General features: G+C 56.7%; 10 protein-coding genes. 2 read left to right on the top strand and 8 right to left on the bottom strand.

Annotation, left to right across the window (positions count from 1 at the left end; genetic code table 11):
* Window positions 1-86 precede the first annotated feature (86 nt).
* From HNQ08_RS25500 to hsdR, 8 genes are all read right to left on the bottom strand, one after another.
* Window positions 87-1043 (bottom strand): hypothetical protein, encoded by a 957-nt coding sequence (locus HNQ08_RS25500; RefSeq protein WP_184138043.1) that lies wholly within the window; start codon window positions 1041-1043, stop codon window positions 87-89.
* A 330-nt stretch (window positions 1044-1373) separates the two neighbouring features.
* On the bottom strand, window positions 1374-2903 hold the full coding sequence (locus HNQ08_RS25495; protein WP_184138042.1) for a restriction endonuclease subunit S: 1530 nt from the start codon (window positions 2901-2903) through the stop codon (window positions 1374-1376).
* Window positions 2904-2920: 17 nt separating this feature from the next.
* Window positions 2921-4402, bottom strand: a complete 1482-nt coding sequence (locus tag HNQ08_RS25490) for a class I SAM-dependent DNA methyltransferase (RefSeq protein WP_184138041.1) — start codon at window positions 4400-4402, stop codon at window positions 2921-2923.
* An 11-nt stretch (window positions 4403-4413) separates the two neighbouring features.
* Window positions 4414-4992: a PIN domain-containing protein gene (locus HNQ08_RS25485; protein ID WP_184138040.1), complete on the bottom strand. Its 579-nt coding sequence runs from the start codon at window positions 4990-4992 to the stop codon at window positions 4414-4416.
* Between the two features lie 19 nt (window positions 4993-5011).
* Complete coding sequence (locus tag HNQ08_RS25480) at window positions 5012-5422, bottom strand: helix-turn-helix domain-containing protein (RefSeq protein ID WP_221284524.1); 411 nt, start codon at window positions 5420-5422, stop codon at window positions 5012-5014.
* 366 nt (window positions 5423-5788) lie between these two features.
* On the bottom strand, window positions 5789-6277 hold the full coding sequence (locus tag HNQ08_RS25475) for a TIR domain-containing protein (protein WP_184138038.1): 489 nt from the start codon (window positions 6275-6277) through the stop codon (window positions 5789-5791).
* Window positions 6274-7317, bottom strand: a complete 1044-nt coding sequence (locus HNQ08_RS25470; protein WP_184138037.1) for a YaaC family protein — start codon at window positions 7315-7317, stop codon at window positions 6274-6276. The genes HNQ08_RS25475 and HNQ08_RS25470 overlap by 4 nt, the downstream gene beginning before the upstream one ends.
* A gap of 437 nt (window positions 7318-7754) precedes the next feature.
* The gene (hsdR, locus tag HNQ08_RS25465) at window positions 7755-10928 is read right to left on the bottom strand and encodes a type I restriction-modification system endonuclease (protein WP_221284522.1); all 3174 of its coding nucleotides are present in this window, start codon (window positions 10926-10928) and stop codon (window positions 7755-7757) included.
* Window positions 10929-11542: 614 nt separating this feature from the next.
* On the opposite strand from hsdR, the gene HNQ08_RS25460 reads away from it, so the two are divergent.
* Both HNQ08_RS25460 and HNQ08_RS25455 read left to right on the top strand, forming a co-directional pair.
* Complete coding sequence (locus HNQ08_RS25460; protein WP_184138036.1) at window positions 11543-12085, top strand: hypothetical protein; 543 nt, start codon at window positions 11543-11545, stop codon at window positions 12083-12085.
* 130 nt (window positions 12086-12215) lie between these two features.
* Window positions 12216-12740, top strand: coding sequence for a hypothetical protein (locus HNQ08_RS25455; RefSeq protein WP_189366298.1), 525 nt, complete (start codon window positions 12216-12218; stop codon window positions 12738-12740).
* Window positions 12741-12876 lie beyond the last annotated feature (136 nt).

Below are 12876 nucleotides of genomic sequence, written 5' to 3'. Positions count from 1 at the left end.
GGCGGCATTCGAGCCTGGGATACTTGACGCCCCTGGAAGCCGAGTGCCAGGCTACAGCTGCTTAACCTTAGCGACTCGAAACCGAGTCAACCCCAGATCACCTGTGCCTGAGAAAGGCCGCCCAGCGTCCGGCGCACCACCTCCGGGCGAGCGGTCAGCCAGTACGCGTCCACGGGCCCATCCGTGAAGGTGTCACACCCCCACCAGGCATATCGGCAGGACCATTTCTGGGCGTCGTCGCTTTCGAAGTACTGCAGCCAGTCATCGAGGGTTCTCCCCTGCTCCGCCAGGATGGCTTGTACCAGGGGCACCAGGTCAGGCACCAGAGCCAGACCCACCAGCTTTGCCCAGGGGTAAGGACAGGCCCGCAAGGCCGCGTCGGCCTCGGTGCCGAGGAACTCCAGGCTGGTTCCCGTGACTAGCGGCTCATCGTCTGCGTCCCAGGTGACGTGGTTTTGCAGCGTCCAGTACCGTGGCCGCCCCCGGAGGTGCGTCCGCATGATGGCGGCGCGCCCCCCTTCACCTCCGAACTCCAGGACGTATTCCAGCGTCTGGACCTCTTCCGTGAAGAGCGAGGGCCGCTGCCACTCGCTCTCCGGTGTGGGCCGGGGCTGTGGCGAGGGACCAGGCCGTCCAGTCGTCTGAGCTTGCGGTGCTGGCGCCAGGCCCTTCAGGGCCAGCACGTTCGCCTGACAGTGCCGGAGAGACCAGTCCAGGGCACCCACCTCGAGGGCGTCCTGCTGGGCGACGAGTTTTTCGTTGCGCAGCATCACGCTCATCCGCACCGCGTCGCGCTCCCGGTGCTCACCGCGCAGGTGCCACACTTCCCACTCGATGCCATGCCCCTCCACCCGGTAGACCACGTAATGCGGGTGAACCTCAGAGCCGTACTCCTCAAACCGCACCACGCGGTAGGGGGCGGTGTACTCCTCCCACATGACTATCAGGGCCTGATTGACGGCTCCGGCATATCCCCGGGACCTGGACGCCCCCACACGGTATTGAGCGCGCAAGGCCTCGTACTGCTCCATGGCGACGTCCATGGGCAAAATCAGTTCAGTCCCAGTGATAACCTTCCCCCTCCTCGTTGATCTGCAGCGTTGATGAGCACACCGGACAATGACCGGTATACGGTTCCCACTGATGTCTCGCGTCCTCCGGACAGCGGAGCCTGAGCTGCTTCCACTGGAAGGACGATTGACCTTCAGGATCTGTCACGAATTTAGGATCCAGCCAGCCCACGTCGTACAGGTCCTGGCAATCCCGGCAGGAAATCGTCAGCGTGTACCTCATGGCCATCCCTACGTCGGGGCCACCTGACACCACGGCCTTGTAGCCGCACTTTGGACAAAGATGCTCGCGGCAGTACCCCATCAGTCCTCAGCCCCGAAGAGGCTGATTTGACGGGTGCCCTGCGCCCGCTGGAGCTTCTGCGCTTCCAATTTCCGCACCGCATCCTCGTAGCTGCTGGCCTGTGTGATGGCGGACGCTGCGCTCATGTCTCCTCCCGCCTGCACTTTAGGTGACCTGCCTCGACGCTTCGGCTCCGCGCCGTCTGAGCTGTTCACCCCTTTAGCCGTTCCCTTCCCTGCCTGACGCCCCCGCTTCAGCTTTTCGCCTGACGCTGCCCGCGTTGCCCGGATGCGTTCCAGCAACACCGATGCCGGCTCGTCATTGGGGTGCTGCGGCACCAGTTCGCCCCGGAACGCCTTCGCCAGCAGCGCGGGCGTCAGGCGGTTGAAGGTGGTCAGGGCTGATTGATAGCGGGCCTCGATGCGGTCTGCGATGGCGAAGAGGGCTTCGACACGGCTCACGATTTCAAGCTGTTCGGAGAGCGGCGGGAGGGGAACTGGAAAGCGTGCGAGAGCCGCTCCAGTCAAATGCTTGATCGTTGTTCCCGTGAAGTGATCTTCCAACGCTTCAGAGTCCGCAGATACTTTCAGGCAGAACGTCAGCCAGTGCGGGTTCAGTTCGTCTCCAACTCGGACACGATGGAGAGCCTTCTGGTAAACGTACACGCCTTCTTCTCCATCCCAAACAGCACAACGTCCCGGTTCTCCACCTTCACAAATCAGAACATCCCCAGCTCTGACCGAGAGAGCTAGCCGCTCTGCATCCTCAACCCGCAAGCTATACACATCATCAAGCTGAAAACTAAACCAGCGAACATTGACGTTACGCAGATAGGGCCTCAGGGTTCCTATGTTCTTGTTTTGATCCAACATCTTGCCAAGTTTCGAGAAGGCAACTTGATTGAGTGGTTTCTCCATCCAATCCGCATCCCCACCTCCGCGCCACTCTCGCGTCAGTTCCCCGCTCACTGCCGCGCTCAGCACGCTCTGGCGGAAGCGTTTCAGTAGCCCCGGCACGCGCTCCAGCCGCTCCCGGCCCGCTTCCACGCGGGCCAGCAGAGCATCCAACTTATCAGCGATACGCATTTGCTCGGGCAAGGGAGGCAAAGGGCATGGCGCTTCTGAGAGAGCCTTTAGATAGATACCTTTTTGCGCTGTTCCCTTTGCGTTTTCTTCAAAAAATCGCTGCAGGGCTGGAGACTCAAGGAAAAAACTGAGCAGCCGCGGTGCTGCTTCCTGGGTCCTCAGGACCGCCACACTCCTCTGAAGAGTGAAAAGCTCAAGTCCATCAGGAACGACTGCTGTACGACCAATAGCTCCCACAATTGTGAGCAGTACATCTCCTGCTCTTATTTGTGTTCGTCTATTTTCGCTTGCAAACTCTTCCTCTGAAATGAGGCGAAAATCATCAAAATGAATTCGGCGCTTTTGAATATTTCTGGCACTGAGCATCGGCAGGCCGCTCTCTCTTGATTTGGGAGGATTGTGGGAGCCGTCAACGATGCGAGAACAAATTTCTCCCAATGTTGTTGCAGCCCATCCTTCCGGCAATCCTCTCTCCTCCTCTATCACGCCAGTACCCCGACCGCTTCCAGATCTTCTTCTGTCGCACCCAATTCAAGAAGAATGCTCTGCATCTCGGCCAGAGCCGCTTCAAGCTCCGTAATCACACTGCTGGCCAGAATGGTTGGATCGGGCAGCTCTCCCCCATTCTCGCTCTCGTCCTTCAGCCAGGAAACATCCAGACTATCCCTACGGTCTGTGATTTCCGCCCGCGTGAACCTCCGGAAGCGGCCCTCCAGCCCCGTGTCTACGCGTGCTGCCATCGCTTCTGCTCCACCACAGGGATCTGGTCCAAAGGCGAGCTCAAATTCCTCGAAGTGCTTCCGCGTTAGTTGGGTCCGCTTGCCGAACTGCGGCATGTTGGCCCGCAGGTCATAGACCCACACCTCGGTGGTGTTGCCCTTGTCCGTCTCGCCCCGCGTGAAGAACAGGACGTTGGTCTTCACGCCCTGAGCGTAAAAGATGCCGGTGGGCAGCCGCAGGATGGTGTGGAGGCGGCACTTGTTCATCAGGTCCTGGCGAATGTCACGGCCGGTGTTGCTTTCGAACAGCACATTGTCGGGCAGAACCACAGCGGCGCGCCCCCCTGGCTTCAGGCTGCGGTAAATGTGCTGCAGAAACGCGAACTGCTTGTTGCTGGTGGGGAAAGTGAAGTCCGTACGGGTGGGCAGCCCACCCCCTTTCTTGGTCCCGAAGGGCGGATTGCTGAGGATCAGCGTCGCTTCTGGCAGCTTCTCCCCTTCGCTTCCTAGCGTGTCGCCCAGGCGAATCCCTGCGCCTTCCGGATCGTAGTCCAGACCGTGCAGCAGCAGGTTCATCAGCGCGAGACGGTGCGTGTCCTGCACGAGTTCAATGCCGTAGAAAGTGCCCCGGCGGTACTTGCGCTGCTCAGCCTCGGTCCAGCTGTCCGGATCGCTGTTCTCCCGGATGTCGTGGTTCGCGGCGATCAGAAAGCCGCCGGTGCCTGCCGCTGGGTCCTGGATCACATCTTCAAGCGTCGGCTTCATCAGGGCCACGATGGATTCGATCAGAGGCCGCGGCGTGAAGTACTGCCCCGCGCCGCTCTTCTTCTCGTTGGCGTTCTTCTCGAGGAGACCTTCGTACAGGTCGCCCAGCCCTTCTTGCCGGGCGCTGTACCAGTCGAGGTTCGCCATGGCGGTCACGAGGATATGCAGCGTGGTGGGTTTGCGGATGATGGTGGCCGCGTTGGCGAAGATCTCCTGAATCAACCCGCTGGTGTCCGTGCCCAGGTGCAGCAGCAGGGCCTTGTAGAAGTTGAGCTGATCGAGACCTGTGCGGCCCGCGAGGTCGACCCAACGGTAGCCTTCAGGCAACTGGTCCTCGGTCCCGGTCTCCTCAGCCATCTTCAGGAACAGCAGATAGGTCAGTTCCGTGACGTACTGGTGGTAGGTCACGCCGTCATCTTTGAGCACGTTGCATAGGTTCCAGAGCTTCTGGACGATATCGCGGGTGGTGGATTGGGTCATGGGAAAGGTCCTTAAAGAGCAGGGCGAGAAATCTTGAGAAGCGAAGCGAGCGAATTGGCCACGGTAGGCACCCCTTGTTGCGCCAGACGATGCAGCAGGTCGGCCATGGTCAGGGGAGGTGCCCGGTACCTGGCCTGCTGCGCGCGGAGGGCCTCAACCAGGGCGGCCGCCTGGTCTGGCAGAAAGCCCCCCAGGAAGTCATCCGGGGAAACAGCGCGCAGGCTGGACGCGTCCAGCACTGCTGATGGAAAGTCCCGAAGATTCTGGGTCACGATCACGTCGACCTGACCATGAATCGCCGCCGCCAACACATGCCGGTCATCGGCATCCGGGAGGGTGAGCGTGCGGATCAATGGCTCATGACCGGTAATCCGAGCTTCGGGGAGGGCGCGGTCCATCAGCCCCTGGGTCTGCCGCAGTCTGGCCTCGTCCAGCTCTGAACGGTTGAGCTGCAGATTGCGGATCCACTCGTCCTGCAGTTCGTCCGTCCAGTGGGCCTGATATACACCCAGAAGACTCAGGTCGATCAGGTAGCTGCGGAGCACCGCCGGATAGAGGACATTGGCGTCCAGCAGGGCGCGGAGCTTCACGCCCTGCCTCGGGAGGCAGTCAAAGGAGGCCCAGTTCCTGATCGAGGTCCGCCAGCGCCTGCAGCGCTTGCCGGCGGTCCTGATCGCGCTGGTGTCGGTAGGTCAGGACATCGTCGAGCTTCACCCGGCGGTGCGTGCCCACCTTGTGGTGGGGCAGCGCGCCTTCCTCTAGGAGCTTGACCAGGTGCGGGCGGGAGACGCCAAGCAGATCGGCGGCCTCCTGCGTGCTCAGTTCTGCATGCACGGGCAGCACCTGCACGGCATGCCCTTTGGCCACTTCCCCGAGGATGCTGTGCAACAGGGCCGCGACGCCTGCTGGAAGGTCCTGCAGCCGGACTTCCCGGACCCCAGCCCCTTCCAGACGCGTCAGGGTTTCGCGGGCCTGTAAGCGCTCGGCTTCAGTCGGGAGATGAAAAGCAGGAGCCGTCATGGCCATATCCTAGCAGATAAACGAAATATCCGAAACCCGAAGAGCAGTTCTGTTTAAGACTAGCCCTAGAGTATTCCTCAGCTTTAATCGAACTTACGTGAAGTAGAGAAAGAGACAATAACCTAAACTATAATTATGTCGGCATCTAATCATAATGACCTCATTTTTGCTCCGCTAGCAAGGCTGTACTACTGCGTCTTAACGTTTGAATTCAAGTTTATATTTGAAGATCTGTCTCGCTAAGACTATCAGTATTTACCTAATTAATTTGCTAATACTTTACGTTATGATGGATATTTGAGATTGATTGATTTCAAATTAACAGAAGGAGTCCTTATACAATATTAGAGGTATGTGCTTATTACTTTATAATTCTGGTAATCGATCAAGAATATCTCCCATAGTTTCATACTTTATAACTTCGATTATGTTTGGTAAGCCAAGAGCCATCAAGGAGATATAACCCTGACCAATCTGCAAGTCGTGAGATATCTGATCGGGATTTTTATAGGAAATAGGCTTAGATCTATTAAGATTTTCATTAAAGGATAATATTATTGGAATGGAAAGACTCTCTGCTATCTGAAGTTCAATTCCTAATCCAATTGACGGAAAGGAGGCCTCTGCTATTACAAGATCACACTCCTCTACCATATTCCGATCCCACTTGTAGCAGAGTCTTGCCCTCTGATCTTCTTTATATTGCGCAAGTTGTGGATCACTATCTTTAAATGCGTATTTTACATGATGTCCATGATTGTATAGCGCTTGTGCTAAAGTATGTATTTCATCAGCGTAGGATTGGAAAATATGACGAGGAACGTGAGTTAGGGCACATGCAATATATATCTTCATGTAGCCGTCCTCACGTTAGGAAGGAGAAACTGGTAGCCAGTAATCTCAGTAGAGATCTGGTCCATGAATTGTGCTGGAGACATCTGAATAAACTCGTTTATAAGCCAGTTCTTTTGGCCTGACATCAGAGCATTTAATTGTATTGGGTTATATCTGCATATCTCGCTTATCCTATGCATAGCAGCAAGAGATAGTACCAACGGAGTCCTATTCAGTCTGGGAGGTCCTTGTACAACACCTTTGGCATACCAAAGCGTTTGATTACCAGCTATATAATCGACATCGTGCCGAACAGATCTATTCAAAGCAGAAACTGAATCCAGTTCTGCTGGAGAAAGCCTGTGGCTTGAGGCATTTACAAATGCAACCGACTGTATAGTTGATCCTGTTGCATCGTCGGGAGCCACCTCAAGACTGGCGGGCAATCTTTTCCTATACTTCTGACCTATAAAATCCTTAGAGAGATTAGCCCTGAATCGCACTTGTCTCGCTACATCATCATAAGAATAATGGCAATCATTTAGCGGAATATACATATCTTTTTGATTTCTATGTGTCAGACAATAGGTTCTATGTACGTAAGGAATGTTAAAGAATATATCTTTAAGACTGTGAAATCTGTTTGACTCTGTTTCGCCCAAATACGTCGATAAAGCAGGCAGTACGCCATGAAGCATAATTTTCACGCCTATATTGGATATATGATTTGTGTTTACTGGCAGCTTTCGCAGGACAACTCCATGCATCTGATCAAATGAAACTTGCTTTGAGGACAGTAAGGCCTTTGCAGCATTTAAATATGAGTAATATTGAAGAAGTGGGGCAGAATCGATTGGAAGTCCGACAGCAGCGTCGGAAAACTCTTTAGCTTGTTGCCAATAAAACTCAGCGTTGGTGCCTTTACAATTTCTTTTAAGCCATAAGGATACAAATGCCCAGGAGCTGTTTGTTAGAACGGTTCTGTTTGAAAAGTGCGCATCCAGAATACTCTTACTTATTCTTAGATCGCGGTCATTGTGCTTAATTCGCTGAATTGCCATAGCAAAACCACCCTATTTAAGAATTTCATCGAGAGAGACTTGTCATTTTAGGGAATATATGCAGCAGATCTCTCTACTAACACATTGTCTCATATAAAATTAAGACATAGCGGCGATAGGCTTAATAAATTTAATCGGTATGCCCCGAAACCGCCGTAGATTACGTACGAAAGGGCTAAATATTATTTCAAGAGTAGGAAGAGGTCAGCAATAACATACATTCTTGTTAGGATAGACGACAAACACCCCACCTCCCAATATTTGGCAGCAGCTGAACTTCTGTGCGACCTCTGCCCACTTCATCACAATCAATTCGCCCCTTGCTTGCATGACGTACAGCGCGGCTCACGTTCTCCCCTAGAAGTACTACTGCAGCTGCAGCCCACAAGCGACGACCTTGAAAAGATTGAGGCCTGAGAAGATTGAATTGAACATACTCAGGCCGTCCAAACTGCCTTATTAAATTGCTGAAGGGTTTTCAGCAGCTCTCCCCCAAAAAGATTGTCTAGCCGGCGGCTGCCGCCCATCTCCCGGCGGAAGATGAAGTCTGGATCGTCCAGCGCTGCCTCATCCACCAGCCCGTTCGCCTTGGTCTGCTTGGCAAGGGTCCGCAGCCAGTTCTCCTGGGGCTTCGTCCAGGCCCTGGATGCCAGAAGTGTACTCAGCGCCCGATCCACCCGCTGCTCGAAGGGCATGAGATCTTCCCCTAGGGCCGCCTGCCGGATGTATCCGATCAGGCGGCCAGCCATTTCCTGGTTGGTCATGGCTTTCCAGGCCGTGTCGAGGTTCGCTGGAGTAAAGCCCCGGCTCCGCAGGATCAGTTCCAGCTCGCGCAGGTCTTTCCTGGTCAGGTCTGCCGGTCGGGTCAGCACCGTCGTCAGGGCTGCCACAGCGTCGGGGTTGTCGCGCACGTACGCCCTGAAGGCGTCCAGATAGTCCTCTGGCCGGGCATGATCGCCATAGCCGGTTTCCGTGCCGATAAACCGGTCCGCATGGTTAGAGATCAGGACAGGTGGCGCCTGCCCACGGCGCACCTGATCGAGGATTTCGGTCAGACCCTGATGTCCGGTGAACCAGGTGGCAATTTCTTCAGAAGATTTCTCCCGCAACAGGCCCAGGAAGTCCTCAACGCTCAGGCCTCCACTGGCCGTCTCGAAGTCCTGCCGTTCGTCCTCCCCCATCCGGCGCTGACGGCGCTGTGCCTTGGCGGTGAGTTGACGGAGGGCTTCCTGCCGGGCCTCACCTTGCGTGGCCTGCACCTCCGCGATGAGCTGAGCGAAGGAGATGTTGACGTCCACCACCACCGGCTTCATGTCCGTGATGTCTTTCAGGGCATCGTAAATGCCCACCGCGTCGTAGATGCGGAAGTGGGTTTTCTGCAGGCGGTCACACAGCCGGGTCGCGCGGCCCAGCATCTGGTCGTAGAGGATGCGGCTGCGGACGCGGCGGAGGAACACCACATTGACGATTTCCGGAACGTCCACTCCAGTGGTCAGCAGGTCCACCGTGACCGCCACGTTCGGCAGCCGTTCGTTCTTGTAGCGCCGGATGATGCGCAGGGGGTCATCCACGGTGCCGGTGATCTTGGCCACCGCGTCGTTGTCCACGCTGCCCCAAACCTTCGCGAACTCCTCCTTGAGAAGGTGGACCACCAGGTCCGCGTGGGCGTCGTTGGCGCAGAAGATCAGGGTCTTCTCCAGAGACGTCGGGTCCAGCTGTTGCGCCAGGAATGCACAGACCACCCGGTTGAAGCTTTCCGTGATGACCTGACGGTTGAACGCATCGACCTCGAAGTCCAGTTCATCGGGGGCGTAGACGGTCGTGATCGCCCCGGTGCTCTGGTCAAACACATCGACGGCGGCCCCCTTGTCCCAGTGGATGCCCTTCGTGTTGAGTTCCGTCTTGATGCGCTCGGGGGGACCGTGGTCCACGAGGTAGCCGTCCACCACCGCTTCGCGGTAGGCGTAGGTGTACACCGGCTTGCCGAAGATCTGCACGGTCTGGAGTGCCGGCGTGGCCGTCAACCCGATCCGGGTGGCGTCGAAGTACTCCAGCACCCGGCGGTATTTGCTGAGGTAGTCCTCGCCGTCCCGGAAGGTCAGTTCAGTGTCGGACATCTCCCGGTCCAGCAGGTAGCCGCGGTGGGCCTCATCCACGACGATGCAGTCGTACGTGTCGATGGCCGGTGGAACCTGACCCTCTGCCGGCGAGAAGACCCGGCTGACCATGCTCTGCACCGTCGCCACATGCACGACGGTGTCTGGCCCGGGCGTCACGTCCCCCAACTCCGCGAGGTTGTAGATGTCCGCGAAGTTCTGCACACCTTCCATCCGGGTGTCCTTGAAGGCACCTGCCGCCTGTTCGCCCAGCGAGCGGCGGTCCACCAGGAAGAGCACCCGGCGCACCCGCTGCGTCTTGAGCAGGCGGTAGATCAGCGCGATACAGGTCTTCGTCTTCCCGGTGCCCGTGGCCATCGCCACGAGAATCTGCCGCTGCTGCCGGCCCATGGCCGCCTCCACCGCCTGGATGGCCGCCCGCTGGTATGGCCGGAGGGGAAACGCGAACTGAACGGGCAGGGCGTCCAGGCTCTGCTGCCCCGCGTGAGGGTCATGCGCGAGCAGCTTGGTAAGACCCTCGGGGGAATACCAGTCCACCAGCACGCGGGGCAGGTTGTGGCTGTGCCGGGCGTCGCGAAACCAGATGCCGCTGAATTGCTCATGCTGCTTGAGGTACGGACGGCCGTTAGTGGAGAACAGAAAAGGGATCTGGTACTCCCCCCAGGGGCCTCCGGGCAGGGTCAGTCCTTCGAGCTGGAGGATGAATTTGCTGTACCGCTCCGCCTGGTCAAGGTGGCTGTACGCGTTCTTGTTCTTCCGTTTGGCCTCGATGACTGCTACGGGCGTCAGCCCGACGAACAGCACATAGTCCGCACGGGTTCTCTCTGCGGCGGGCCACTCGGCGATCGCCCGGTTCCTGCCTTTCTCCGGCCGTGCGCCCGAGGCGTAGGTCAGGGTCTTCGTGTCGACCTCCCAGCCCACGTCCCGGAGGGCTTGGTCAATCAGCTTGCGGGTGTCCTTCTCAGTGAGGTTGACGAGTTGCGCCGCTTTCTGCGCGGCCTTGATCACCGCCGGTTTGGGAGCCGCCTGTTGCTCGGCCGCCTGCAATTGGGTCACGGTTGCCTGCTCGGCGACTTGCTCCTCTCGCTCCAGCAGGGGCAGGTCCAGCGCACTGCCAGCTGCGCCCGGTTCCACGTAATCCGGCGTCAGGGCCGTCGAGAACTCCTGTGAGGTAACCGTGTAGTACAGCCAGATGCCCAGTTGCCAGGCGAGGCGCAGCAGGAAGCGCGCTTCCTCTTCGGTGCCGGTGATCTCATGGTTGGCGCGGTTGCCCTCCCGGCGCAGCGTGGTGAAGAGCCGGAACACCTGGTCATTGAGCAGGCCTTCGCGCCGCAGGCGAGCCAGCCGCTCATGCTGGGTCTCGTCCGCCTGCCAGACGCCGCTGCGGGCGGCCACCACCTGTGAAAGCAACTCCGCGTACTGCCGCACCTTGAGAATGGACGTGTTGGCATCGACAGGGAGCAGCCGCTCGGCCAGGTTCCCGAGTTTTGCCACGGCCGGGTCAACGTCCTGCAAATGGGCGAAGTTCGGAGACAGCGGCAGAGTCAAACTTCCCTCTCGCTTCTGGTCAGGGTGGAGCCATCCGGCAATGAACGCATGGGCTTCAGTGTAGGAGGTGTGGCGCGCCACGGGTGTCGATTTGACGCCCTTGACCCTTCGACTGACCCATGGAGCACCTTACCTTGATCCTCTCGTCGTGTCCTCTATCGCTCCCTCAGCCAGATTAGACGTACCGCAAAACTGGGCCGCCCTGAATCCGGCCTCAATAGAGATCTAAGACCAAGTTGTGATCGAGCGGCCCGTAAGGCCGCCGGATTACCGAAACGCTCCAGAAAGAGAACAAAAGTAATGGGCGCCAGCTGTCGCTGTTCCAACTCGAGCTATCTAGGTGCCAGTTTTATTGGGAACTTCTCCAAATGCAGCTGGATGGTCTTCAGTTTGGTCTATTTTCACCTGTTGGATTTGCCACCTCTGAAACATCACTAGCCAAAAGTAATTTCCCTGTAGCCTGCGCGATTGAGTTCGCTCATTTCAAGCGAACCGTGAGGAAATCCAGACGGTCTAGATTATTGTGAGATTTTCGTATACTCATTCGAGTAGAGTGAGTTGTGAAAAAATTTACTCTGTTTGCGGCAGCAGCAGCAGTAGGACTCTCAGTAGCGGGAGCGCAAACCTGGACTACCGACGACGGTACATACACGCTCAAAGGATGCTATCCAAGTGCAGGTGCAGTGCGTTGTGACCTCGGGTATATTTACACTAGAAGTGATAGCGCTGCTCAAAGTTTTAAACCAGGTTATTACGAAGTCGTTGGCACAGATGGAAAAACATACACCGCCAAACAAATTGCTGTGGGCGGGAATCCAATGAGCACAAACGTTATCAATCAGACATATTACAAGGGTATATCTGTGCCTTTTTCCATCATATTTGACGCGCCATCAAGCATGACTTCCTTCCAAGTCATGGCACTGGAGCGTGTCGTAGTAAACAATGTCCCTATTCGGGGAGCCACCCCCACTCCAGCCCCTGCGCCTATCAAACCACCTACAACAGGCAGCACCGCCAATTACAATGCCGTCCTCAGCAATTGCAAGGCAGATGCAAAAGGCGTTTTGACTTGTACGGCTGTACTCACGCCACGCCGCTGACCCTCTGCTTCTCAATTCAGGTCTGGGCATGTAAATGACTGCCCAGGGGTGAATTGAGGTTCTGACCAGTGACGTCAATACACTGGGGGAAGTCATGTACACATGCCCCTTATATGCTGCCATGACTCTCATGGCGACGTCACAGGCCGCAGCACAGGGCGGAGACGCCTTCGTGGGAACTTCCAAGTCGATTTTGAAATCCTCGATTTGTACGCGCCTGGCAATGTGCAGCCCCACCGGGTCAGCAGTTGTGCTGGGTGAAAAGCGGATGTTCTATCATTTAAAGCTGAAAAATCCCACTGCCGGTGGGCTCAATGACTATGATCTCTATGTCACCACTTATGGTGGCGTGACAACCAATGTGGTCCTGCTCTACCCTGGTTCGAATGGCGATTTCTCGGATGGAAAATTCCGCCTTTCGTTCTTTACTGCGGCAACGGGAGTGAGTTTTCCAGATCAGCCGAAAGCCATCCAGTACAGCTGCTCGCTGAAACTTCGGGGGATAAATTCCAACTATATCGTCAACGACGTCGTTATTGGTTTAGATGGCGCTCACCAGGTGATGACGATGGTGATGGCTGTCGGTCCCTCTGCGTGGGCCTTCAGAGACATTCCAGAATTCAGGAAAGTCACGTACGTCGCGCCGTGTCCGTAATACCCTGGTTCAAGCAGCCTTAAAGCCACCTTGCAGAACCTGCGTCGCACCCCTCCAGATCCTGGCCTCCGCGAAAACCTGCTACAGCTTCATGATAAGTGAGGTCACATTCCCTCTGATCTGGGACCAGCATTAG

This window comes from Deinococcus humi (assembly GCF_014201875.1).
In the GTDB taxonomy this organism is placed as follows: domain Bacteria; phylum Deinococcota; class Deinococci; order Deinococcales; family Deinococcaceae; genus Deinococcus; species Deinococcus humi.
This window is presented reverse-complemented; position numbering and strand designations above follow the sequence as displayed.